Below are 24,502 nucleotides of genomic sequence, written 5' to 3'. Positions count from 1 at the left end.
TATTTATGCCAGATGATTTTTTTGGAGGCTTAGATTTTGGGACTAGTGGCGCAAGAATATCCATAATTAATTTTAAAAAGGAATTAAAATATACGAATTCAGTTTCATATCAATATGGCTTTAAAAATCCCAACTCTTGGATTAATTCTTGTGAAAAACTTCTAGATAATTTACCTCTAGATATTAAAAAAAATATTGTTAATTTAGCAATCTCCGGTACTTCTGGAACTTTAACGGCTTGTACTTTAAGAGGGGATCCGATAGGGGAAGCTATACCTTACGACCAAGCATGCAATGAAAACAAAATACTTATTGAATCCATAACGGTTGGAGAAGATCATTTACAAACCCCATACAGTAGTTTGGCTAAAGCATTAAAACTAATAGATAAATTTGGGGAAAATATTATTTTAAGACATCAATCTGACTTGATAACAGGCTGGTTTTTGAAAGATTGGACCTATGGAGAAGAAGGCAATAATATTAAACTTGGTTGGAGTCTAATAAAAGAATCTTGGCCAAAAAGCTATCTCAAAACTTCATGGCAAAAATGCTTACCTTTAATAATTAAAAGTGGAAAAATCTTGGGTCAAATCGATACTGACTTAGCGGAAAGATTCAAATTAAATAAGAAAATATTATTAGTCTCGGGTACAACTGATTCCAATGCAGCTTTTTTAGCTGCAGGATTGGGAGATGAAGAAGGTCTAACAGTTTTAGGAACCACAATCGTAGTTAAAAAAATTAATAAGACCCCGATCAAAGAAAAGGGAATTACAACCCATCGAGTAAGTAATAAATGGATATGTGGAGGGGCATCAAACGCTGGCTGTGGAATTTTATCTCAATTTTTTTCTGATTTAGAAATAAAAGAACTTAGCAGACAAATAAATCCCTCAAAAAACACTTCCCTAAATCTTTTGCCACTTAATAGTAGGGGTGAGAGATTTCCTGTTAATAATCCTTTTTTGGAGCCAATTCTTAGCCCTAGGCCAGTAAGCGACTCACTTTTTTTACATGCATTGTTCGAGGGGTTAGCAAGAATTGAATTAAAAGGTTGGGAAAAACTATATGAGCTGACAGGTTCACTTCCAAAAAGAATTGTTACTACTGGTGGGGGCTCAAAAAATCCTCAATGGAGAGCAATAAGAGAACGGATTATTAATATCCCAATAATTTCATGTAAAAAAACGACTTCATTTGGGACTGCTTTATTAGCAATTAATGCAAAATAATACTTTTCAATCATTAAATCTTTAATCAAGATATAAAAATTTAATAAATGGGTTTCACAAACTACACATCTTAATTTAGAGTATAAAAGTTAGAGCCGGGATAGCTCAGTTGGTAGAGCAGGCGACTGAAAATCGCCGTGTCCCCAGTTCAAATCTGGGTCCTGGCACCTTTATAAACCTGTCTTTGACGGGTTTTTTTTATGAATAGTTAAAAATTTAAATTTTTAGTTATCAACTCTACATACTTGAGCAATCACACCCAAGATTAGTTGGTCTCCATTTGGATCTTGCCAATCAGCAAGCTTATTTAAACGACTATTTTTCTCATCTGCAAAAACATTAACATCTCTAAAAGATTTCTCAAAACAGTTTATGTCCATTGTATATAAGATATCTTGTGTTATTTCACTTTTATTTTTTGGAATAAATTTGCTCAAGACTCTAACAGAACCATCTTCATTCCTTTTAATACTCTTTCTATCCCATAATTGTTCACCGTATTCACTAATTGGGACTCCAACCCATTCATGAGAAAAAGCATATGATTGTTTTATTGAAATGCAAAAAGAGAAAATTATATAAACAACCAAAGAAAAAATATTGACAACAACTATTGATGAAAATTTATTATTGGCTTGAATCATAAAATAATCAAATATAAGAAATAAATAAATTGAATTTTAAAATTAACAACTATATCTTATTAATTTTCAATTTTGATTCAGAATTTACTAATGAAGTTTGCCTAAAATCTATATTGAAAAAAATAAGAATAAAAACTTTGTAAAAATTTTTGTTGATTAGTGTTTTTATTATAGAATCAAATATTAATTTAAAAAAGTTAGCTCTTAAGGAATTTTCTGAAAATAATGAATAAAATTCAAAAATTCTTCTCGGTAGTTTTTTTTATAGCAATATTTATTGTATTAATTTATTTCATACAAAACTATGGCATCGAACCTCTAAGGAACAAGGTAGAGAGTATGGGAATATGGGCACCTTTTGGAATATTTGTTCTTAGAGGAGTAAGTATAATTTTACCTGCTCTACCAAGTTCGGCCTATTCACTTTTGGCTGGCTCCTTATTAGGATTCCAAAAGGGTTATTTAACAATTGTCTTTTCTGATATAGTTTTTTGCCAAGCAGCTTTCTTCATAGCAAGATATTTTGGTCGTGGCCCTGTACGTGGTTTAGTAGGCTCAAAAGCAATGAAAAGAATTGAAAGTTTTAATCAAAACCAATTAGAAGAAAATTTCTTCCTAATGACAGGTCTTCTTATGACTGGACTTTTTGATTTTCTCAGCTATGCAATCGGCATTGGAGGGACTCGGTGGAAAATATTCACCCCAGCTTTACTAATAAGTCTTCTAATCAGTGATTCAATTCTTGTTGCTGTTGGAGCTGGGGTCAGTCAGGGAGCAGGTTTATTCCTGGGAATAGCTCTTTTAGGCATGTTTGCTTTAGCAACTGTTTCAGGTTTAGCAAAAAGAAAAATCCCAAAATAAGGCGAGAATAAATAACCCTAAAACCATTCATAAAAGATATAACATTTTCGCAAACAACAACATTAAAATGACTATTCATGTAAGAATAAAGTCTGTTGATTTTAAAAATTTTTAGATGACTCCATTTAGACCCACATCATACGATCGTCCTGGAGAACAAATATCAACTACACCTTCCGGATTAAAAGTGACTTCTGCAAAAAGATTAATGGTAGATTCTATGGTAAGGATGATTCAAAAAGCTACCAATCATTCAGTAGAAGATAAACTTGACGAAGAATCTAATAACAATTAATCAATTTATTCAAAAAAGTTTAGGAGAGTGGAAATCCATAAGAAGCACTCACTCTTTGGCTTTTCAGGAAGTTGAAAATTCAACTAGCAAAATAGAAATAAAAGAGTTAGAAAGCAATAATAAAAATGTTTTAGGACTTTTAGAAAAATATAATTACACCTCTAAACCTTCTTTTATTGCATTATCAATAAGTTGGAAGGCAATAAGTGATTGGGAGATTGATCAAAAAATTGAACAAGATAAAACTATATTATTATTTTTACCAAAGGATAAAAATAAGGGGATTGTTCTACGTAATAAGGGATATACTGAATCCGTGATTTCATCATCAGAATATTTGATTGATGAAAATGAGAACTTAAATATTAAAACTATTTATAGTTCAACAGCTTCTGAAGAGAGAATTTGTTTTTTATCAAATCATATTAGATCCAGATATTCAGTAATTAGAAATAATGAAAACAATACCGTAATACAAACCTCACACACATCAGAGATAAGAAATATGTCTATCTTAAAAGATTAATTATTCTCTCAAATTGAAACTCTGTATTAGAAATTAAATCAGAAAGAAATTCTTTTTCTCCTTTCATAGAATTTACAGTAGACTTTAAATCAGAAATCGTTGCATCTCTCATCAATTCAAAAACTCGGATAGCATTTTTCAGAGGTACACCAAGGGCCAAATAAGTATTTTTAAGATCCTTTAAACAGTTTTTAGATAAAACTGATTCGTCATCAGAAATCAAAAGGTAAGAAACAATCCTTAAAATTATTTCTCCATCTCTTAGACAAACAGACATCTTATTGGTGGTATCTAAAGATATTTTTGTATTAACTGAATCTTGATTTTCACAAATCATTGCAGTCACAGCATCAGCGGCAATTGCGTGAGAATTATTTGTTATTGAATCTATTGCATCTAATCTTGAGTTTGCAGTATTAATAAATTCTTTTATGTCTTCAATATTTTTATTACTTATATTTTCTAAATCTCTATCATTTGATAAAATTTGATTACTCTTTGAAACTGTCATTCTTAAATTTAAAAACTTGAAATTTCTACTTATTTATATTAGATCAGAGCAAATTAAAATAATTAACTCTTAAAACAAACGAAATGGTTCTTAATCAAAAACTACATTTTGAAGTGATATTCCAAATACTGTAAATAAAAAAAATTTTTAGCTAAGATAGAATTATTATTCTTTAAAACTTTGGATAAACAAGAATTAAAATTATCAAAAAAACTTGTTTCTTCTTATAAAAAAAGATTAGAAAAAGAAATTCTTAAGAGAAGTGTTAAATTAAAAATGCCTCAGAATAAGTTCGAAGAAATTATCAATAATAATAATGAACTAATAAACCTAAAAAAAGCATTACAAGAATTAGAGACTAACCCTCAATCTTCAAATTAAAGTAAGGTAAAAATTTTTAATAATACAACCTATAAAAAGTGCATCAAACTAACAACTTCCTTTTTAAATCCTTAAATAATGCACAACTAAACGCTGTAAAACATATCAATGGGCCACTGCTAGTTGTAGCAGGTGCAGGTAGTGGGAAAACCAAGGCTCTTACTCATAGAATTGCTAATTTAATTGAGAATAACTCTGTAGATCCCCATAACATTCTCGCAGTAACTTTTACAAATAAAGCTGCTAAAGAAATGAAAGCAAGACTTCAAGTACTACTTGCGCAAGAAATAGCTTTAAATCAATTTGGGCAGCCTTGGTCAACCCTCAAGGAATTTGACCAGAATCAATTAAGAACAAATATTGATCAAGAGAGACTGAGGGACCTATGGATAGGAACTTTTCATGCATTATTTTCGAGACTTTTAAGATACGATATAGAAAAATATCAAGATCCTGAAGGCCTAACCTGGACACGACAATTTTCTATTTATGACGAGACAGATTCTCAGACCCTAGTAAAAGAAATTGTTGGTCAAGATATGAGTCTTGATCCAAAAAGATTTGATCCTAAGAAAATTAAGAGGGCTATTAGTAACGCAAAAAATCAATGTTTTACAGCTAATGACCTTGAAGAAAAAGCTGATAATCATTTTGATAAAGTAATTGCAGATGCTTACAGAAGATATAGGATATCTCTCTCAAAAAATAATGCTTTAGACTTTGATGATCTTCTACTACTTCCTGTGTTTTTATTAAGGCAAAATGATTTAGTTAGGGATTACTGGCATAAAAGATTCCAGCATGTATTAGTTGATGAATATCAAGATACAAATAGGACACAATATGAACTGATTAAATTAATTACGGCTGGGAATACTGAACCAAACAAATTTTGCGAATGGAATGATAGATCAATTTTTGTTGTCGGAGATGCGGATCAAAGTATTTATAGTTTTAGGGCAGCAGATTTCAGAATATTAATTGGATTTCAGGAAGACTTTAAAAATTCATCTAATAATAATCAGAAAGCCTCTCTGGTTAAATTAGAAGAAAACTATAGATCTTCATCAAATATTCTTACCGCTGCAAACTCTTTGATTGAAAATAATACTGAAAGAATTGATAAAGTTTTAAGGTCTACAAGGGAGGAAGGAGAACTTTTAAAGTTGCTTAGCTGTGATGATGAGATATCTGAAGCTGAGGCAATAACAACAAAATTAAGGTCTCTAAATAATTACAATAATCAACCAATCTGGAAAAATTTTGCAATCCTCTATAGAACTAGGGCTCAGTCGAGAGTATTAGAAGAATCTCTTGTAAGGTGGAGAATTCCATATACAATCTTTGGCGGATTACGTTTTTATGACAGAAGAGAAGTAAAAGATGCTGTTGCTTATTTAAAAGTCTTAGTAAATTCTTCAGATAATATAAGCCTTTTAAGAATAATAAATGTCCCAAGAAGGGGAATAGGAAAAACAACTATTCAAAAGCTTAATGAGCTATCAAATAAGTTGAACATTCCTTTATGGGAGGTCATAAATGACAAACAAAGCTTAGATGAGACTATAGGCAGATCATCAAAGGGCATTAATAAATTCACAGAGCTTATGAATGACCTTCTTTGCTATATAGAAAACTCGGGGCCTGCTCAAATTCTTCAATTAATTCTAGAAAAAAGCGGTTACTTAAGTGATTTATTAACAAGTGGTTCAGAGGAATCTGAGGATAGAAGAAATAATCTTCAGGAATTAATAAATGCTGCTACTCAATTTGAAGAAGAGACCGAGAACCCAGATGTAGAGGGATTCTTGTCAACAGCAGCTTTAACAACAGACAATGATACAAAAAAAAATCATCCTAATTCTGTCACTTTAATGACTCTCCATAACAGTAAAGGATTAGAATTTCAAAATGTATTTATAACTGGACTAGAACAAGGTTTATTTCCAAGCCACAGGTCAATTGATACTCCTTCTCTTCTAGAAGAAGAAAGAAGATTATGCTATGTAGGCATAACAAGAGCTAAAGAGAGAGTTTTCTTATCACATGCGAGAGAGAGAAGATTGTGGGGAGGCATGCGAGAAGCAACAATTCCTTCAATATTTCTCTCAGAAATACCAGAGGAACTAATTGACGGGGAATTACCTCAATCAGGTGGTGCTTCTATCAGAAGGGATCGTCATCTTGACCGTTTAACAAGAGTGGATAGAAAAGATTTAAATGAATCTATTAATAGACCTATAAATGCAGTAAGAAAACTATATTCAGGACCCAGTAAAGGAAAAAGTTGGTTGATTGGAGATAAAGTAATTCACTCTAAATTTGGCAAAGGTGAAATTATACATATTTTTGGCAGTGGCGAAAAAATATCCTTAGCAGTAAAGTTTGGTGATAAAGGGAGCAAAATTTTAGACCCAAGATTAGCTCCAATAAGAGCAATAAACTGAAATTTGCATGAATGATATTTCTGCTTATATAAATTCAGCAATATTAAAAATTCCTTTTAATTTATTTAATATAATTTCTCAGTATATTGAATTGAATAGTAGCGTTAAAGTTGCAATTGTGGGTGGCTATATAAGAGATTTATTAATCACTAAAATTCATAAAAAGACTTTTTTCAATCCACTTGATATTGATATAGTTACAGAAGGATCTTCTGTTGATTTAGCAAAATTCATAAAAAAAAATATCTCAAATGTTGAACTTTGTTTGATAAAAGAATTTGAAATATACGACACTGTAGAACTAAATATTAATGATTTAAAAATTGATATAGCTTCTGCAAGAAAAGAGAAGTATGAGGCTCCAGGATTAAATCCAATCGTAAAACATGCAAATATTAAAGAGGATTTAAAAAGGAGAGATTTTAGTATAAATGCAATAGCTTTTGAATTCTCAAAGCAAGAAATTTATGATTTCTTTGATGGTATAAAACATATACAAGAAAAAGAATTGCATTTGCTGCATGAAAATAGTATTCAAGATGACCCTAGTAGATTAATAAGATGCGCAAGATATGCTTCAAGATTAGATTTTAAAATTTCAAGTAAATCACTTCAACAATCGCAAAAAACTATCCAAAGATGGCCCTGGGATATGATGAAGGATGATGTTAAATCTAAATTTCCGCCTGGTATAAGTATAAGAATCAGAATGGAATTGGCAGAAATATACAAATACGATAATCTCGCAAAAATAGTTTCTTTATTAAATGATTGGGAAATTATTTCTATTCTAAATAAAAATATTAGTATAAATAATAAATTTTTAAGAGGTTTAAAGTGGATTAAAAAACTAAAAGGTAATTATATTCTATACCTATTAAAAAATTCAGAAAATTTAGAGCTTACTTGTCAAAGATTTTTTATTAATAGCAAGGAAAAGAAGATTCTCAAAGATTACTTAAATATCACAAATCAATTAGATAATGAAAAAGAAAAATTTCTCTATTTAACTCCCTCGCAATGGACTGAATTTATTGAAACAAAAAATTTAGATGACGAGACAGTGAAATTATTAATTTGCAATGAGGGTTTATTTTGGAAATCTTTTTTTAAATGGCTATTTGTTTATAAATTTATTAAGTCAAAAAAAAGTGGAGAATTTTTAAAAAGTGAAGGATGGCAACCGGGGAAAGAAATGGGGGATGAAATTAAAAGGTTGAGATATTTAGAGATCGATAAGACCAAAAAGAAATAACTATCAATTTATTACTTCTCCAACCTTATACCATTCATCCTTTAAAAATTTTTCATACTTAGGAGCACAACATATCAAAAGAGGGCCACAAGTTTGTGGATCTAATAATAATGAGATTTTTTCTTTAAAGCTTTCACTATTAACTTTATTTTTTTTTGAAAATGCGATAATTCTATCATTACGTTTTTCTGCAATAATTTGATCAAATATTTCTTTATTCGATTCGAATAGAGAACTTTTGATTCCTTTGTGTATTAAATCAAATACTCCTGGATAAGCTTTAAATGCAAATAAATCTAATAAAACCCTAATAGGTTTTAGCTTATTATCTTTCCTTAATAAATTAGATGAATCGATCATCTCTTTAAGGTGACCTATAAATCCATAGCCAGTTACATCAGTAGCTGCATTTATAAATGTTTCTCCAAACTTATCTTGAAGCAAATAAATTTTATCAATTAATGGTTGCTGACTTGTAACTAAATTTCTCATTATCTCCTCTGAACTATCTTTCAAATTAATATTTTGCATTTGAGCAGCAAAAAAAATTCCCACGCCTAGAGGTCTTGACATTAGTATAATATCTCCTTTTTTCATACCGGATTTTAACCATGGTTTTGCTCCATTTTTCAAAACTCCCTGAACAGTTAAAGAAATATCTATTCCTAAAGAATAAGGTTGATCAACTAAACTTCTTGACTCAAAAGTATGCCCTCCAATTAACTTACCCCCTTGTTCTTCAACTGTTGTTTTTATCCCTTTTAGACAATGAGAAAAAAGGAAGCTTTGAAAATCTTTTCCTACTTTTGGAAGAGATATTAAGGCCTGTGCAGATGAAAGTTTTACTCCGCAAGCCCATAAATCTGAGCAAGCATGTAACACGGTAATTTTTGCATTTAGCCAAGGATCGCTTATCAACGCCGGAAATCCATCAACACTTTGAAGAATAATATCTTGATTATTTTTATAAATTTCAACAGAATCCTCAGGAGAAGTTGCAAAATTTTCAAGTTGAGCACTTCTTAAGGATTTATTTAAAATGCTTTGAGGAATTTTAGCGGCACACCCTCTACATTCTTCCATCCCACCTTCGTTGACTTTTTGACTCATATTCGAATCTAAAATACGAAATTTCTTTATGAAGCCTTCATCAATTTTATTTTTAAGATACCAAATCAGAAAAGAAGGCCCAATAACAAAATCACCATAAAAAGCAAAAGCTTTCGGAAGCTTTCTAGGATAAGAATTTACTATTTGCAATCCAAATTTTTGAGGAGACCATTTTTTTAATGATTCACCTTTTATTTCCTTCTGAATATTAGTTGCCAATATATTTAACACTTTTACTGCAAATATTCCAGAAGAAGGTCTCTTAGAGGTTTTTATGACTGCGCAATCACCAGTTGCAAAAGTTCCGAAAAAATTTTTCAACCTTAATTTCTGATCTGTAAAAAATCGTCCTTTTGAATCCAATTCTGAATTATATTTTTGTACCCAATATGGTGATGAGTTTCCTGTACATAAGAGAATCTTTCCATAGTCAACAGGAAGTTTGCCAACTACTTCTATATTCGATTTGTAAAAAGTTTTTAAGATTTTATCATTTACTTTATTTAATTTGCATAAAATTTTTAAAGATCTTTTTTTCCATCTTTTTCTCAAGGCAAAAACAATTTCAATTGCTGCAAGTCCACTTCCTACAATTACAAAAGATTGTTCAGTTTCAGAATCATGCTCATCTTCGTTTTTAATTAACTCATAAGCCTTGAAAAAAGGTTTAATTGGGAAAGCAGTTTGATTATTGACTAAATCTTCAAATTCTCCTGAAATTTTGGTTTGACTTCCATAATTAAGGACTAATTTTGAGTAACAAATTGATGGTCTATTTTTTAAAAAAATTTTTTTTAACTTAAAATCAATATTAATTACCTCTCCTTTTATGAAAGCTACTCTTGACTTTTTAGCTAAGGATCTAATATCGATTAGGCTTTCATCTAAAGAAATTGCTTTAGAAATAACAGAAGGGAACATAGCCGAATAAACTAACTGAGTATCTCTGGATATAATTGAGATAGGGATTTCTGGCATTAATTTCGGATACATCAACCATTTTCTCATCAAAAGAACATTTGTATGTCCGCCTCCAATTAGTACTAGATGATTAATAGTCATTTCATTACAATGAATAAACAGCATTTATTACCCATTAAAGAATCAAGATTAGGAGTAATTGGTGGGAGTGGTTTCTATTCAATTAACAAAATAGATTGTCATGAAGAAATCGAGGTCAATACACCTTATGGTAAACCTTCTGATTCAATTAGGCTCTTTAAAACTGGTAATTTAGAAATAGCTTTTATAGCAAGGCACGGTAGAACACATAAACTGAATCCGACAGAAATACCATACAAAGCTAACATTTGGGCTCTCCGATCAATTGGTGTGAGGTGGATAATAGCTCCATCAGCAGTTGGCTCCCTTCAAGAACAAATCAGGCCCCTTGATATTGTTATCCCAGATCAATTTATTGATCGAACACATAAAAGACCAGCAACATTTTTTAATGAAGGAGCAGTAGCTCATGTAACTATGGGGGATCCTTTCTGTATGAACTTGTCGGGAATTTTATGCAATGTTAGCGAAGAAAATATCCCGGGAGGAAGACAATTACATAGAGGAGGAACATATTTAGCAATGGAGGGGCCCGCCTTCTCTACCAGAGCAGAATCTAATTTATATAGAAGTTGGGGTTGTTCAATTATAGGTATGACTAATCACACTGAAGCAAGATTAGCTAAAGAAGCTGAGATAGCTTATTCTTCTCTTTCTATGGTTACTGATTATGATTGCTGGCATCAAACTCATCAGGAAGTATCGGTAGAGATGGTTTTGGAAAATCTTAGAGCAAATACTGAAGTTGCCAACAAAATTGTCTTTGAAATCGCTAAAGTTATCGATAAAAAGAGACCTCAAAGCAAATCCCATAGTTCTTTAAAGGATGGTTTAATAACTCAAAAAGAAAATATCCCTAGTTTTACAAAAGAAAAACTAAAGATATTTACAGATTCTTATTGGGGATAATTAATACTCATTTGAAAAAGAGTAATGATAGACTTAGCCAGCACCTACTCCTTGGTATGAACCGTAGAAAAATATACCTAAGACAAAAATAACTGCTATTCCTCCTGCCGTAGCAACTAACCAAAGAGGAAGGGTTCCTTCAGTCCATCTTCTTTCCCATGCAACAGCGGGTCTACCATCGGGTAATCTATCAGGGATTCTGCCATCAGGGCCTTTTAATTTACTCATAATTTTAATTTAGTTGAAAAAGTAACTGGAAAATAAAATTCCTAAGACTAATACTGATAATAAGCCTAAATATAGACTTGTACGATTAAGTTCAACTGGAACTTTATTCGGATTTTCGTTTACTTGCATGATTAATAAAGTTATCTTAAAAATTGCATAGCTGCTATAGCACCTAAGAAAAATACTGAAGGAATCGCAAGAGCATGAACTGCTAGCCAACGAATAGTAAAGATCGGATAAACGCGGACTTCAACAGCCTGCATTGGAGCTTGAGAATTTGACATAATTATTTTGTTCTTAAATCTAATTGAGATTTAGCGTCATATCTTTGCGTTACAACAGGTGCTTTTGATTCAGAAGCCTGGAAATAACTATCTGGACGTGGAGTCCCAAAAGCATCATAGGCTAAACCTGTATATACAAATAGGAAACCTGCTATAAAAATAGCTGGAAGTGTTACTGCATGAATAATCCAGTATCTGATACTGGTGATTATTTCAAAGAATGGGCGTTCACCCGTTGAACCTGCGGCCATAATCACAATTATTTACTCCTTGATCTTACAAGGAAAAATCCTAAGTTTGTGAAGAAATTTACAGCTTGGTTACAGACAGTTGTTAAATTACAAGAAATTTAAGGATTTTTTTACTTTTTAATTTGCTTGAACTTAACCGTTCCACCTGAGGATGTAACCCCTTTCTCCAAGAATAAAGCCTTTTTTAGCATCTAATTCATCTTTTTCCAAGAATTGAATCTTGATAAAGTTAGTTGGCAAATTTGAAGCAACAGGATCAGAATCCCATGTCTTACCATCATCTTTACTAACTATCAAAGTCCCATTACCACCGCCGGCCCAGATATTTCCTTCAGGGTCCCATCCCATATCTAAATAGTTGTAGCCGTTTAGAATCGGAACTATTGGTTTAGTCCAACTTTCCAAATCATTACTATCATCATTAAATCTTATCTCAGCACCTCGAGACAACATCCATAAATTTCCGTCTGGATTAAATCCTATACCTTGTACTCTCTTACTACTCGCTCTTTGATGAGCTATCCAAGTATCACTTCCACTTTCGAGAGTAGAGAAAAAATTACCAAGACTACTTACACTTACATAATCTCCATTAGATGTTCTTCTTAAATCTCTAATACCTCCCTGCTCGGAAGGGTCTGAAACCTTAGCCTCCCATGTTTCACCACTATTTGAAGTTGTATAAATAGCAGCTGAGGTTGTTGCCAATTCAGCAACCCCATCATCAACAGTTGAGACTAAAAATGGCTGGCCAGGCAGCTTACCAAGAGATAACCTTGTCCAATTCTTACCTTCATCAATCGTATGCATAACTAAAGAGGGTTGTCCTATCAACCAACCTTCAGAACCCTTAAAATCTATATCAAGTAAACGAAAATTCTCCTCTGCAGCAATATCTAAAGATCTTTTTTCCCACGATTTTCCTCCATCATTAGATTCCATAATAAGCCTATTTGATCCAACTAAAAATCCATGATTATTATCTATGAAATCTATATCTAATGCATTTGACTGATCTTCAAATTGAATTGTTTCCCAGGGACTACTCTCGCTCATTTTTACACCTGTTGAAGAACAACTACTTAAAACAAAGCAAAGTGTAAATGTTAGGAGAAGGTTTGGAATGCTAGTTACAAATTTTTTCATGGATATATTTTAGTGCAAAGAGTACAAAGAAAGGAAACATGCAGCTGCAAATGCTAAACCACCAAATATTAAAATATTTTTCTGACCAGGTGGCAAACTATTGAATCCAAAGCCATAAGTTAAATTTTCTTCAAAACCACTAGGTTTTTCTCTTGGTCCTATATCTTTATATAAATTTTTACCTGCTCTACATACTGGACAAGCAAAAGTATTTCCATCTATTGCCGAGAAAGGAGTATTTTTAGGAATGTTAAGTTTCTTGTTTCCTTCTATAGGATCATAAATGTATCCACAACTTCTACATTCGAATCTATTTTGTTCTAAATTGGTAATGAGCTCTTTATCTTTAAATTCTGGAAGTTTTTCAGGAGATTCTTTATTTGTTAAATCCTCAACTATTTGGTTTTCCTCAGAAGATGGTTGAATGTTTTCACTCACGATTTAGTATTTAACTTTAGAGACTCTAAAAGATTTTGCTGAATTAAGCGAATTTTCCAACAATTTTTTTAAATGTTTTCATTACCCGGCTACGAATATTTTTTAGGTTTTTTAATAATTGCTGCGGCAGTCCCAATTTTAGCTTTAGTTACTAACCTAATAGTCTCTCCCAAAGGAAGAACTGGAGAGAGAAAACTCACCTACGAATCAGGGATGGAGCCTATAGGGGGGGCTTGGATTCAATTCAATATCAGATATTACATGTTTGCATTAGTATTCGTTATATTTGATGTAGAAACTGTATTTCTTTATCCTTGGGCGGTTGCATTCAATAGACTAGGCCTACTAGCATTTATTGAGGCTCTAATATTTATTACAATATTAGTAATTGCTCTTGCTTACGCTTGGAGAAAAGGAGCTTTAGAATGGAGTTAAAAAGTTGAACAATTCACTTTCACCAAAAGCAATAAGAGAGCTTAGAGAAGAAACTTGTAATCCTCTGGGTGCCCCCCAAGTCACAACTGACTTGAGCGAAAATATCATAATGACAAGTTTAGATGATCTTCATAACTGGGCTAGATTAAGTAGTCTATGGCCACTTTTATACGGAACTGCATGCTGTTTTATAGAATTTGCAGCACTCATAGGGTCTAGGTTTGATTTTGATAGATTTGGCTTAGTACCTAGAAGCTCCCCAAGACAAGCAGACTTACTAATTGTTGCTGGTACAGTCACAATGAAAATGGCACCAGCATTAGTAAGGTTGTATGAACAAATGCCAGAACCAAAATATGTCATTGCCATGGGAGCTTGTACCATAACTGGTGGAATGTTTAGTGCAGATTCAACAACAGCAGTAAGAGGAGTTGATAAATTAATCCCAGTTGATTTGTACCTTCCTGGATGCCCCCCTAGACCAGAAGCTATTTTTGATGCTGTTATAAAATTAAGAAAGAAAGTTGCTAATGAGAGTATTCTTGAGAGGAATAAATCTGAACAAACTCATAGATATTTAACTGTAGATCATGAGATGAATCTTGTTTTTTCAGAAAATACTGGTGAATATTTAAATAAAAAATCTGAAAAGTCAATTGAATCTTCTAAACTTAATCCGGTAGAAGAAAGTAGTGAAAATATATATGAAACAAATTCTATAGATGAAGTAATAAAATAATGGAAAATAATAGTTCACCTGAATCTTCAGAAGAAATTGTAAAACAAAATGGAATAGTAAGTAATCAGCTTTCTCAAGATGGGATTACAAACGAATCTTTAGGGAATGATCATATAGGTGTTGAGATACTTTCAGTAAAACCAGAAAAGTTGTACGAAGCAATATCTACTTTAAGAGGCTATGGCTTTAACTACCTTCAGTGTCAAGGAGGTTACGATGAAGGACCAGGAAAATGTCTCGTAAGTTTTTACCATCTAATCTCACTTGGAGATATTCAAGATATAAAAGAGATTAAAGAAATTAGAGTAAAAGTTTTTTTAAATAGAGACTCAGATTTATCTGTACCTAGCCTTTATAAAATTTTCAAGGGAAGTGATTGGCAAGAAAGGGAAACCTATGACATGTTTGGAATCAATTTTGCTGATCATCCAAATCCCACAAGACTTTTAATGCCAGAAGACTGGAGAGGATGGCCATTAAGAAAAGATTATATACAACCTGACTTCTATGAATTACAAGATGCTTATTAAAAAATTTATTAATTTAATTTCTTCATTTTTTTATTAATAAACATTACTGCCCTTGCAAGTCTTCGGGGGTCATGTCTAAGTGTTGGAGTTATCTTTCTTGAATAAAGGGGAGCTTGCAAGACATAATATCCTTCTGAAATTAATTCTTCTTTGTTACAAATCACTGGCATGGCACCTCTACTTTGGTAGTAATCAACAAGTGGTGACTTTTCAAATTTAATTTGAGAAAGTATTGCATTAAATATTCGATTTTTTACACCAAAATTTGATAATTGCTTTTCTATTGCTTTGATGTGTTGATATACGTCAAGATTATCCGTTTCCCCTGGTTGAGTCATCAAATTACTTATGTAGATTTTGGGAGCATTACTTTTCAGAAGAGCATCTACAATTTCAGGGACCAGTAAATTAGGTAGCAAAGAAGTATAAAGACTTCCTGGACCTAGTATTATTAGGTCTGCTTCTTTAATAGCTTCAAGAGCACTAGGAAGAGCCGGTGGATTTTCGGGCAGATAACCAATCCTGGAAATCACCTTTTTTGATTGACTTATTTTACTTTCACCAAATATTTTCTCACCGTCTTCAAGTTCTGCCCAAAGCATTACATCTGTATTTGTTGCTGGCAAAACTTGCCCTTGTACTGCCAACACTTTACTGGAAGCCTGAACCGCCTTTTCTAAACTTCCCGTAATTGTTGTTAAAGCAGATAAGAATAAATTGCCAAAACTATGTCCCTCTAATCCACTACCTCCAGAAAATCTGTATTGAAACAATCTTGTTAATATTGGTTCTTCATTTGATAAGGCTGCCAAACAATTTCTGATATCTCCTGGAGGTTGAACTCCAAATTGTTTTCTTAAAACTCCACTACTACCTCCATCATCTGAAACTGTAACTATTGCAGTTATATTACTGCTGTAGTTTTTTAGGCCTTTCAATAATGTTGACAAGCCTGTTCCTCCTCCAATAGCAACAATATTCGGGCCTCTATTTAATTTACTTTTAACTCTTAGTGCATCTACTAAAAATGTATTTTTTTCTGGGACAAGAGCTTTTTGTATAGAATTAATACTTCTATTTTGCCCAATACAAATCAAAAGAAGACCAAACAAAAGGATTAATGGTCCCAAAACTGAAATAGGTAAAATTTTTGTTAAAATATTCATTATCGAGAAAAAGACTTCTATTAACCAATAAAGAGGTCTTAAATTAGTCCAGATTGCAATCCCTAATAAAGAAGTTAATAAACCAATAGCAGAAGTTATCATCCATCTTTTGATTACTAACCCTGGCAATAACCAACTTAGAATTCTTATAATTTTATTTATCAAACCTAAATTTGACTTTTTAAAATAAGATAAAGTTCTCATTATTCTTTTTTTCTTCTTCTGCATCAAAATCCTCTTAAATTTCTTAAAATTTAAATATTTACATTGATTATAAATCAAATACATACATCCTTTTTTATTTTTAAAAAGTAGGCAATATGTATTTAAAGACAAATTGCTTTATATTCATTTTGAAAAAAACAAACCATGTCGTAGAAACCAATAATCTCTCAATTAGTTGGGGAGAACTTAATGTACTAAATAAAATCAATTTAAAACTTTATGAGGGAGAAAAATTAGCTATTGTTGGCCCCTCAGGTTCTGGGAAATCAACTATATTAAAAATCTTGGCAGGTTTGCTTTTACCCACTGCGGGTGAATTAAGCATATTTGGACAAAAACAAACCTACTTAAGATTAGATCAAACTAACCCTCCAGATGTAAGATTAGTTTTTCAAAATCCTGCTTTATTAGGATCTTTAACTATTGAAGAAAATGTAGGATTCCTACTCCAAAAGAATAAAAATTTATCCAAGAAATTTATTCATGAAATTGTAAGAGAATGTTTGGAAGAAGTAGGATTATTTAATGTTGAGAAAAAACTGCCAAATGAATTAAGTGGCGGTATGCAAAAAAGAGTAAGTTTTGCAAGAGCATTGATTACAGATCAAGATTTAGATAAAAATAGTCACCCTTTATTACTTTTTGATGAACCTACTGCTGGTCTTGACCCTATTGCTTCATCAAGAATTGAAGACTTGATTAATAATACAAACAATAAAGCCAATGGATCATCTATTGTCGTGAGTCATGTTCTTAGTACTATAGAAAGGACTTCAGAAAAAGTTGTTATGCTTTATGGAGGTAAATTCAGATGGGCTGGTTCGATTGATGAATTTAAAGAGAGTAATGATCCTTATGTTTTTCAATTTAGAAATGGGAACCTTGCAGGGCCAATGCAACCAAAAGACATTTAAAAATTATGCGTAGAAGCTTAAGAGATTCGATAGTAGGATTTTCCTTATTAGGAGGTTTATTAGTATTTACATTTTTTTCTTTCTGGTTAAGAGGTGTAAAGCTGTCTTCAAAAAATTGGTATCTTTTTGCAGAATTTAACAACGCAAGTGGTTTATCAAAAAAATCTCCAGTAACCTACAGAGGGATATTAGTAGGTTCAATTGAGGATATTCTTTTTACTAATGAATCAATCAAAGCAAAAATTGTTTTAAATAATCCAGAAATTATTCTTCCCAAACCTGCATTCGCAAGAGTTGTTACGAATTCATTTTTAGGGGGAGATGTTCAAGTTGCATTAGAAACCAGTGAAAAAACAATTCCAAAGAATACTCCAAAAGCCATATCAGACAAATGTGATAGTAAATTAATAATTTGCCAAGGAGACACTATTACTGGAAAACAACTATCGAGCCTTTCAAATATCACTAACAGGATAAATCAACTACTTAAAGAATCAAATCAAGAAAATTTAATTGAAAATGTAGTTAATTCAATAGACCAATTTGATAAAACACAAGAAAATCTTGATGAACTAATTTATTTGTCAAAGCAAGAAATTATTAGAGTTAAACCTCTTATAAAAGAGGTAACCATTGCAGCAGGTCATTTAAACAATATTTTGTCTACTATAAATGACGAAGAAACCCTTAAAGATATTAAATTAACAATAGAAGCAGCCGAATCAATATCAGGCAAATTTGATAATATGAGTGATGATTTTGAACAATTAATGAAAGATAAAGAATTAACTAAATCTATAAGAGATTTAACAATTGGACTATCAAAATTCCTTAATGAGATTTACCCATAAAAAATTTAAAATTCATTAATTGCATTTAAGGCCATCGCGGCAATTGTCTTATCAGTAGCTTTAGGCAATTGAACATATTTCCCTTGTGCAGCTTCTGCAAGTTCTTTTCCAAAACCACTAGCTATAAATTTCCTTTCTGTATCTATAATTAATAACTTTATTCCTAACATGGGGTATTTAGCGGCAATATCTAAAACTTCTTGTTTTAAATCCACATTTTCATTTTCATTAACTTCTGCTTGACCTAATGATGTACCTAAAGGGACATTACCCCTCCCATCAGTTATTCCAACAACAATGACCTGACCTATATCTCCTGTGGAAAGAGCATTTTTTGCTACTTTTGCTGATTGAGTTAACCCATGAGCTAAAGGTGATCCACCTCCACATGGCATAGTCTCTAGCCTTCTTTTTGCTGCCGTAATAGATCTTGTTGGAGGCAAAAGAACCTCTGCTTGATTTCCTCTAAATGGTATTAGAGCTACTTCATCTCTATTTTCATAAGCCTCAGTCAAAAGTCTTATGACAGCACCTTTAGCGCTTTGCATTCTATTAAGTGCCATAGAACCACTAGCATCAACTAAAAAAATAACCAAAGCTCCTGCTTGTTTTTGAAGGAGCTTTGCCCTAAAGTCATTTTCTTCAATAATTATTGTTTTATTCGGATTCTTTAATCTTCTAGATTTCTGATATGGAGCAGCGGCTCTGAGAGTTGCATCAACAGCAATTCTTTTTACTTTGCCTCTTGGAATTAAAGGTCTGACATATCGACCTCTGCTTTGACTTAGAATTACTGATCTACTTCCACTATTCCCTGCTTTAGATTTTGCTGATGAAAAAAGCAATAAATCAGGATCTACCATGCATGATTCAGGATCAAGAATAAATTCTTCTGGAATATCGGGAGTAGAATCTTCTTCCCCATCAGAATTATCTTGTTCTTCTTCTTGATTATCCTCTTTTTCGTTAGATTCAGGTTCAGAATCTTCATTATTTGACTGAGGTGGGGGTGGGCTTTGATCCTGAGGGGGTGGTGGTTGAATATCATCATCCTGAGGTGGTATTTGCGTAGCTCTTGGAAGAATTACTAACCTTACTGCAACCTTTAAATCATCAGAATTAACATTCTCATCACCTCGAAGGGCCGCATTTGCTTTAGCAACTTTTACTGCAAACAACTCAGATCTATGTCCTTCGACTCCACCTCTAAGGGCTTCATTTACTAAATAAGTTATTTGTTCTTTAGTAATTTTTACATCCTTTAACCATTGCCTAGCCAAAATTAACTGGGTGGATAAATTATCAGATTCTTCAGACCATTTTTCTGAAAACTTGATATTGTTTTCAGCATGAGATAACACAGATTTTGTTATTTCAACTCTTTGGTTATTATCTATCGATTGATCCGCAGAGAGCACAATTGCAAATCTATCTAACACATGATCTCTTAAAGCTCCTTCTTCAGGATTATAAGTTGCTATCAAAAGTGATCTGCAAGGATGAGAAAGACTTAATCCATCTCTTTCAATATTATTTTGTTCTCTACCAGTAGCTTCAAGAATTAAATTTACAATCCCGTCATCCAATAAATTAATATCATCAACATACAAAACACCCCTATGAGCCTCTGCTAAAACTCCTGGCTGAAAAACTTGTTCCCCCGAACTTAATGATGCAGCGACGTCAATTGATCCAACAAGCCTATCTTCAGTTATGCCAATGGGAACTTGAATAAATGGGGCCTCTCTTACTTTTTTCGGAATTTCTTCAATTTGATTCAAATAATCACTTCCAATTACCTCCTCCAACAATTTATTAGTACTAATATCCCATTCCTCTGCTTTATCTGGATCTAGGTTCCTCCCAATAGGTCTTAATGAAGTATTACTATTACTCATAGTTAGCTTTTCCAGTATTGATTCATTATCTAATACCTCTATAGGAGGGAGTAAAGTATGCAAACCCCTAGCTAATATTGACTTACCAGTGCCTCTTCCTCCAGCGATAATCACTCCTCCTAAACTGGGATCAACTGCTGCCAAAAGTAAAGATAACTTCAATAAACTATGACCTGTAATTGCCGCCAATGGGAAAGCTCTAAAAGAACCCCTTGACTTCATTAAATCTTTTATTTCTCCTTTTTCTTGTAACTCGGGGTTCAAAATCACTTTAAAAATGCCTGATATAGAATTTATCCAATAACTTTGTTTTTTTTAGTGGAATTATCAAATCTTAATATCAAAAATGGACTATGTATATCCCTGGGAGCAAATATTGATAGTAAATTCGGAAGCCCTCTTGAGTCACTATTAATTTGCAAACCAAAAATAGAAGAAATAATAAATGAGTGGGGAGATCTTTACAACAACAAAAAAGAAGAGAAAAGAAAATTTCATGCAAACTTTTTTTGGTCATCAATTTATGAGACATTACCTCATGGAGTTGAAAATGAGCAGCCAAATTATTTAAATACTCTATTGCTTATAAAAAGTAATTCTTTCCCTAAAACATCAAATAAAAACGCGAAATTACTTTTAAAAGAGCTAAAAAAGTTAGAGAGGTTTTTCGGACGAAAAGAGACGCCAAAGGGTAAGAAATGGCTATCAAGATGTCTCGATTTAGATATTCTTTGGTGGGAAGATTTTTATACGGTTGACGAGAAATTAACATTACCTCACCCTAGATTCATGAATCGGAATTTCGTTATTACACCACTATCTGAAATCTTAAGTAGAAGCCAAAAAATCAAAAAGTTTGATGCCCCAAAATGGACTATATAAATGATTTACAAAACCAAAAAATAACTGTTAGGCTGTCTTTATTTAAAAATTATGGGCAACAAAAACTTTATAAAAAGATCGATTTTTAAAGAAAAAATATCTGAGTTAAAGTCAAAAAAATTTAGTTTCGAAATAAATAGAATTGAGCTTCCAAATGGACATGAAGGTGAATATGGATACATTAAGCATCCTGGCGCAGCATTAGCAGTACCTATTACAAAAGACAATAAAGTTATCATTCTTCGGCAATATAGATTTGCTGTTTCAAGGTATTTATTAGAATTTCCAGCAGGTACATTAGAAATAGGTGAAACACCTATTAATTCAATTCAAAGAGAAATACAAGAAGAGACTGGATTCAGTGCAAACAAATGGGATGAACTAGGAACTCTTGTCCCTGCTCCTGGTTATGCAGATGAAGAAATTTATTTATTTTTAGCTCGTGATTTAAACAAACTCAATTCCGAGGTTAAAGGAGATTTAGATGAAGATATAGAAGTATTAATTCTAGAACCCGACGAACTAGATAATCTTATTTCTAGTGGGGATGAAATTCTTGACGCAAAAACCGTTACGGCTTGGTTTAGAGCTAAACAATTGTTAGATAAATTATGAATAAACCTAGAATACTTTTTTGGCATAGAAAGGATTTAAGAATATTTGATAATCAAGCTTTAATCAAAGCATTTTCATTATCAGATGCTATTACTTCAACTTATATATTTGATAAAAATTACTCACACGATTTCAATGCAAGTTCAAGAGCTTGGTTTCTAGGAAATTCGCTTCAAGAATTAGGAAATAATTGGAAAAAAATGGGTAGTAGATTAGTTTTGGAAGAAGGAGATCCGGTATTAATAATTCCTCAATTAGCAAAGAAAATAGATGCTAAATTTGTTTTTTGGAATAGATCAATTGAACCTTATGAGATTAATCGAGATTTAGAAATAAAAAATAATTTAAAAGAACAAAATATTCAAGTTATTGAAACTTGGGATCACTTATTAATAGAACCTTTAAAAATATTTTCAGGGAATAATAATCCTTATTCAGTTTATGGACCTTTTTATAAAAACCTTAAATCAAAAATTAATTTATTAGGTTCATTTGAACAAGATAAAGTTGTTTTCCAGTTTAAAGATATAGATAATAAATTCAAAGAAAATAAGGCAATAAATTCATCTGATTCGGTTCTAGAGAAATTTATCAAAAATATCAAATTTCCTGGTTCGAATATTTGTCCATGTAGACCTGGAGAGAATGCTGCGCAAACATTATTAGAAAACTTCATTAACGAAAAAAAAATATATTCTTATAATTCTGCAAGAGATTTTCCTTCACATAATGGGACATCATTTCTAAGTGCATCTCTCAGATTCGGCACCATCAGCATTAGAAAAGTTTGGAACGCTACATTAAATTTAAATTCAGATTTTGCAAATCAAGAAAATTACCTATCAATTGAAACATGGCAAAAAGAACTTGTTTGGCGTGAATTTTATCAACATTGCTTATTCCATTTCCCAGAGCTAGAGAAAGGTCCATATAGAAAAAAATGGGATCACTTTCCATGGCAAAACAATAATGAATTGTTTCAACATTGGAGCAACGGAGAGACCGGAGTACCTATAGTTGATGCTGCAATGCGTCAACTTAATAGTACTGGCTGGATGCATAATAGATGTAGGATGATAGTCGCTTCATTTCTGGTAAAAGATCTTATATGCAGTTGGCAAATGGGCGAGAAAAAATTTATGGAGACGTTGGTTGATGGAGACTTAGCTGCAAATAATGGGGGATGGCAGTGGAGCGCCAGTAGCGGTATGGATCCAAAACCACTTAGAATTTTTAATCCATATACCCAAGCAAAAAAATTTGATCCTATTTGCGAATATATAAAATATTGGATTCCTGAATTATCTAGAGTGTCAAATTCAGAATTATTAAATGGGGAGATATCTAATTTAGAAAAAAATAATTATTCAAGCCCTATCGTCAATCACAACATACAACAAAGATTATTTAAATCACTTTATGCTGAAATTTGAATTTCATCTATACAATACTTTAAAACTTTATTTAAATTTTCTGCTATATAAACTTGCTCTTCATAAGAAATTTCAGGAAACATTGGGAGACTTAGAACCTCTGTACAAATTCTCTCTGTATTTATAAGTTTTATTCTAGAAAAATTTTTATTTTTGTAAGCTATTTGTGCATGTATTGGAATTGGATAATAAATAATTGAATTAATACCTTTTTCAAAAAGTTGTTGTTTGACCAAATTCCTTAAGGAATAGTATTTTTTGCAATCAGTATCAAATAAATTTGAAAAATCTTCATTTAAAAAATATTTATCGTTTCTTAATTTGATGACAAATTGATTCCAAGAATGGGAAATTAAATCAGAGCTAATTTTTGGAAAACTAATAAATGGATTTTTTCCTAATAAATCAAGGTAATTATTAGCAATTATTTGGCGATTATTAATCCACTTAGAAATATATTTAATTTTAATGTTTAATATGGCAGCTTGAATGGTATCAAGTCTGCTGTTATATCCAATTTGGGTATGGTGATATCTTATTGGGCTGCCATGAACAGCCAGTTCTCTAATTTTATTGGCAATATTCTGATCTGAAGTTGTTACTGCTCCACCATCTCCAGCAGCTCCTAAATTTTTAGTAGGAAAAAAGCTAAAACAACCTATATCACCGATACTACCAACTTTAGAATTATCCCACATTGTGCATGTTGCCTGGGCACAATCTTCGATTACTTTTAAGTCATATTTGTTGGCCAAAGATTTTATTAAGGTCATATTCACTGCATTCCCAAATAAATGAACTGGCATAATTGCCTTGGTATTAGAATTTATTTCTTGTTCTATTAGTTCAGTATTAATGAGATAAGTTTCTGGATCTATATCTACCAAAACAGGATTAGCACCAACTGCACTAATAGCCTCTGCAGTCGCAAAAAAGCTAAAAGATGAGGTAATAACTTCATCACCCACACCAATATCTAATGCGCGCAAAGCTAATACTAAAGCATCAGTTCCACTATTACATCCAATAGTATTTTCAACACCAATCAGACTAGAAAAACTCTCCTCAAATTTGGCAATTTCTTGTCCTCCAATATACTGCCCCCCTTTTAAAACTTTAGAAACCTCGCTCTCAATTTCTGAGCCAATTTCTTGGTACTGCCTATTTAAAGTAAATGGAGGTATCTGCATAATGAATATATTAACCCTAAACCATATTTCTATGGGTAAAA

General features: G+C 32.0%; 28 protein-coding genes and 1 tRNA gene. 17 read left to right on the top strand and 12 right to left on the bottom strand.

Annotated features, from left to right (window positions below):
* The first annotated feature begins 5 nt into the window (after positions 1–5).
* Both TX50_RS01610 and TX50_RS01605 read left to right on the top strand, forming a co-directional pair.
* Positions 6–1,235, top strand: coding sequence for an FGGY-family carbohydrate kinase (locus tag TX50_RS01610; protein WP_011131947.1), 1,230 nt, complete (start codon positions 6–8; stop codon positions 1,233–1,235).
* A gap of 94 nt (positions 1,236–1,329) precedes the next feature.
* Positions 1,330–1,402, top strand: a tRNA-Phe gene (locus TX50_RS01605).
* A 57-nt stretch (positions 1,403–1,459) separates the two neighbouring features.
* Here TX50_RS01605 and TX50_RS01600 read toward each other — a convergent pair.
* Positions 1,460–1,879, bottom strand: coding sequence for a hypothetical protein (locus TX50_RS01600; protein WP_011131946.1), 420 nt, complete (start codon positions 1,877–1,879; stop codon positions 1,460–1,462).
* Positions 1,880–2,104: 225 nt separating this feature from the next.
* Between TX50_RS01600 and TX50_RS01595 the strand changes: the two genes are divergently transcribed.
* The 3 genes from TX50_RS01595 (at position 2,105) to TX50_RS01585 (ending at position 3,561) form a co-directional block, all read left to right on the top strand.
* Positions 2,105–2,740, top strand: a complete 636-nt coding sequence (locus TX50_RS01595) for a TVP38/TMEM64 family protein (protein WP_011131945.1) — start codon at positions 2,105–2,107, stop codon at positions 2,738–2,740.
* A gap of 115 nt (positions 2,741–2,855) precedes the next feature.
* Positions 2,856–3,035 carry a hypothetical protein gene (locus TX50_RS01590; RefSeq protein WP_011131944.1) on the top strand — a complete coding sequence of 60 codons (180 nt, stop codon included), beginning with the start codon at positions 2,856–2,858 and terminating at the stop codon, positions 3,033–3,035.
* On the top strand, positions 3,010–3,561 hold the full coding sequence (locus tag TX50_RS01585) for a phycobiliprotein lyase (RefSeq protein ID WP_011131943.1): 552 nt from the start codon (positions 3,010–3,012) through the stop codon (positions 3,559–3,561). The genes TX50_RS01590 and TX50_RS01585 overlap by 26 nt, the downstream gene beginning before the upstream one ends.
* Here TX50_RS01585 and TX50_RS01580 read toward each other — a convergent pair.
* A complete protein-coding gene (locus tag TX50_RS01580) occupies positions 3,545–4,072 on the bottom strand; it encodes an R-phycoerythrin subunit beta (protein WP_011131942.1) in 528 nt (175 codons plus the stop codon). The genes TX50_RS01585 and TX50_RS01580 overlap by 17 nt on opposite strands.
* A 180-nt stretch (positions 4,073–4,252) precedes the next feature.
* On the opposite strand from TX50_RS01580, the gene TX50_RS01575 reads away from it, so the two are divergent.
* Genes TX50_RS01575 through TX50_RS01565 form a run of 3 tightly spaced genes read left to right on the top strand, consistent with a single transcriptional unit; the run spans position 4,253 to position 8,155 of the window.
* Positions 4,253–4,453 carry a hypothetical protein gene (locus TX50_RS01575; RefSeq protein ID WP_036930940.1) on the top strand — a complete coding sequence of 67 codons (201 nt, stop codon included), beginning with the start codon at positions 4,253–4,255 and terminating at the stop codon, positions 4,451–4,453.
* 38 nt (positions 4,454–4,491) lie between these two features.
* The gene (locus TX50_RS01570; protein WP_011131941.1) at positions 4,492–6,900 is read left to right on the top strand and encodes a UvrD-helicase domain-containing protein; all 2,409 of its coding nucleotides are present in this window, start codon (positions 4,492–4,494) and stop codon (positions 6,898–6,900) included.
* A gap of 7 nt (positions 6,901–6,907) precedes the next feature.
* Positions 6,908–8,155 (top strand): CCA tRNA nucleotidyltransferase, encoded by a 1,248-nt coding sequence (locus TX50_RS01565; RefSeq protein ID WP_011131940.1) that lies wholly within the window; start codon positions 6,908–6,910, stop codon positions 8,153–8,155.
* Positions 8,156–8,158: 3 nt separating this feature from the next.
* On the opposite strand, the gene selD is transcribed toward TX50_RS01565, so the two are convergent.
* Positions 8,159–10,327 carry a selenide, water dikinase SelD gene (gene selD / locus TX50_RS01560; RefSeq protein WP_036930941.1) on the bottom strand — a complete coding sequence of 723 codons (2,169 nt, stop codon included), beginning with the start codon at positions 10,325–10,327 and terminating at the stop codon, positions 8,159–8,161.
* A 9-nt stretch (positions 10,328–10,336) separates the two neighbouring features.
* On the opposite strand from selD, the gene mtnP reads away from it, so the two are divergent.
* On the top strand, positions 10,337–11,236 hold the full coding sequence (gene mtnP, locus TX50_RS01555) for an S-methyl-5'-thioadenosine phosphorylase (protein WP_036930991.1): 900 nt from the start codon (positions 10,337–10,339) through the stop codon (positions 11,234–11,236).
* A gap of 33 nt (positions 11,237–11,269) precedes the next feature.
* On the opposite strand, the gene TX50_RS01550 is transcribed toward mtnP, so the two are convergent.
* From TX50_RS01550 to TX50_RS01530, 6 genes are all read right to left on the bottom strand, one after another.
* On the bottom strand, positions 11,270–11,464 hold the full coding sequence (locus TX50_RS01550) for a photosystem II reaction center protein J (RefSeq protein WP_011131937.1): 195 nt from the start codon (positions 11,462–11,464) through the stop codon (positions 11,270–11,272).
* A 9-nt stretch (positions 11,465–11,473) separates the two neighbouring features.
* Complete coding sequence (locus TX50_RS09245) at positions 11,474–11,593, bottom strand: photosystem II reaction center protein L (protein WP_011131936.1); 120 nt, start codon at positions 11,591–11,593, stop codon at positions 11,474–11,476.
* A gap of 11 nt (positions 11,594–11,604) precedes the next feature.
* Positions 11,605–11,748 carry a cytochrome b559 subunit beta gene (psbF, locus tag TX50_RS01545; protein WP_011131935.1) on the bottom strand — a complete coding sequence of 48 codons (144 nt, stop codon included), beginning with the start codon at positions 11,746–11,748 and terminating at the stop codon, positions 11,605–11,607.
* 2 nt (positions 11,749–11,750) lie between these two features.
* Positions 11,751–11,999 carry a cytochrome b559 subunit alpha gene (gene psbE / locus TX50_RS01540; protein ID WP_011819648.1) on the bottom strand — a complete coding sequence of 83 codons (249 nt, stop codon included), beginning with the start codon at positions 11,997–11,999 and terminating at the stop codon, positions 11,751–11,753.
* A gap of 132 nt (positions 12,000–12,131) precedes the next feature.
* Positions 12,132–13,145: a photosynthesis system II assembly factor Ycf48 gene (locus tag TX50_RS01535; protein WP_011131933.1), complete on the bottom strand. Its 1,014-nt coding sequence runs from the start codon at positions 13,143–13,145 to the stop codon at positions 12,132–12,134.
* Between the two features lie 9 nt (positions 13,146–13,154).
* A complete protein-coding gene (locus TX50_RS01530) occupies positions 13,155–13,583 on the bottom strand; it encodes a rubredoxin (RefSeq protein WP_011131932.1) in 429 nt (142 codons plus the stop codon).
* 72 nt (positions 13,584–13,655) lie between these two features.
* On the opposite strand from TX50_RS01530, the gene TX50_RS01525 reads away from it, so the two are divergent.
* Genes TX50_RS01525 through TX50_RS01515 form a run of 3 tightly spaced genes read left to right on the top strand, consistent with a single transcriptional unit; the run spans position 13,656 to position 15,287 of the window.
* Positions 13,656–14,018, top strand: coding sequence for an NAD(P)H-quinone oxidoreductase subunit 3 (locus TX50_RS01525; RefSeq protein WP_011131931.1), 363 nt, complete (start codon positions 13,656–13,658; stop codon positions 14,016–14,018).
* A gap of 4 nt (positions 14,019–14,022) precedes the next feature.
* Positions 14,023–14,757, top strand: a complete 735-nt coding sequence (locus TX50_RS01520; protein ID WP_011131930.1) for an NADH dehydrogenase subunit K — start codon at positions 14,023–14,025, stop codon at positions 14,755–14,757.
* Positions 14,757–15,287, top strand: a complete 531-nt coding sequence (locus TX50_RS01515) for an NAD(P)H-quinone oxidoreductase subunit J (RefSeq protein ID WP_011131929.1) — start codon at positions 14,757–14,759, stop codon at positions 15,285–15,287. The genes TX50_RS01520 and TX50_RS01515 overlap by 1 nt, the downstream gene beginning before the upstream one ends.
* A gap of 8 nt (positions 15,288–15,295) precedes the next feature.
* Here TX50_RS01515 and TX50_RS01510 read toward each other — a convergent pair whose 3' ends face one another.
* Complete coding sequence (locus tag TX50_RS01510) at positions 15,296–16,681, bottom strand: gluconeogenesis factor YvcK family protein (RefSeq protein ID WP_036930993.1); 1,386 nt, start codon at positions 16,679–16,681, stop codon at positions 15,296–15,298.
* A gap of 92 nt (positions 16,682–16,773) precedes the next feature.
* Here TX50_RS01510 and TX50_RS01505 point away from each other — a divergent pair, with 92 nt between their 5' ends.
* Entirely contained in the window at positions 16,774–17,592 is an 819-nt protein-coding gene (locus TX50_RS01505) for an ABC transporter ATP-binding protein (RefSeq protein WP_011131927.1), read from the top strand.
* Positions 17,593–17,597: 5 nt separating this feature from the next.
* Positions 17,598–18,443, top strand: coding sequence for an MlaD family protein (locus tag TX50_RS01500; RefSeq protein WP_011131926.1), 846 nt, complete (start codon positions 17,598–17,600; stop codon positions 18,441–18,443).
* Between the two features lie 5 nt (positions 18,444–18,448).
* Here TX50_RS01500 and bchD read toward each other — a convergent pair whose 3' ends face one another.
* On the bottom strand, positions 18,449–20,563 hold the full coding sequence (bchD, locus tag TX50_RS01495) for a magnesium chelatase ATPase subunit D (protein WP_042116207.1): 2,115 nt from the start codon (positions 20,561–20,563) through the stop codon (positions 18,449–18,451).
* Between the two features lie 96 nt (positions 20,564–20,659).
* Here bchD and folK point away from each other — a divergent pair, with 96 nt between their 5' ends.
* Genes folK through TX50_RS01480 form a run of 3 tightly spaced genes read left to right on the top strand, consistent with a single transcriptional unit; the run spans position 20,660 to position 23,271 of the window.
* Entirely contained in the window at positions 20,660–21,223 is a 564-nt protein-coding gene (folK, locus tag TX50_RS01490) for a 2-amino-4-hydroxy-6-hydroxymethyldihydropteridine diphosphokinase (RefSeq protein WP_011131924.1), read from the top strand.
* A 51-nt stretch (positions 21,224–21,274) separates the two neighbouring features.
* Entirely contained in the window at positions 21,275–21,838 is a 564-nt protein-coding gene (locus TX50_RS01485) for an NUDIX hydrolase (protein WP_011131923.1), read from the top strand.
* The gene (locus tag TX50_RS01480; RefSeq protein WP_011131922.1) at positions 21,835–23,271 is read left to right on the top strand and encodes a cryptochrome/photolyase family protein; all 1,437 of its coding nucleotides are present in this window, start codon (positions 21,835–21,837) and stop codon (positions 23,269–23,271) included. Before TX50_RS01485 ends, TX50_RS01480 begins: the two co-directional genes overlap by 4 nt.
* On the opposite strand, the gene TX50_RS01475 is transcribed toward TX50_RS01480, so the two are convergent.
* Positions 23,256–24,461, bottom strand: coding sequence for a DegT/DnrJ/EryC1/StrS family aminotransferase (locus TX50_RS01475; protein ID WP_011131921.1), 1,206 nt, complete (start codon positions 24,459–24,461; stop codon positions 23,256–23,258). The genes TX50_RS01480 and TX50_RS01475 overlap by 16 nt on opposite strands.
* Between the last annotated feature and the right edge of the window lie 41 nt (positions 24,462–24,502).

Origin of the sequence: Prochlorococcus marinus subsp. pastoris str. CCMP1986, from assembly GCF_000011465.1 — a bacterium.
GTDB classification, from domain to species: Bacteria; Cyanobacteriota; Cyanobacteriia; order PCC-6307; family Cyanobiaceae; genus Prochlorococcus_A; species Prochlorococcus_A pastoris.
This window is presented reverse-complemented; position numbering and strand designations above follow the sequence as displayed.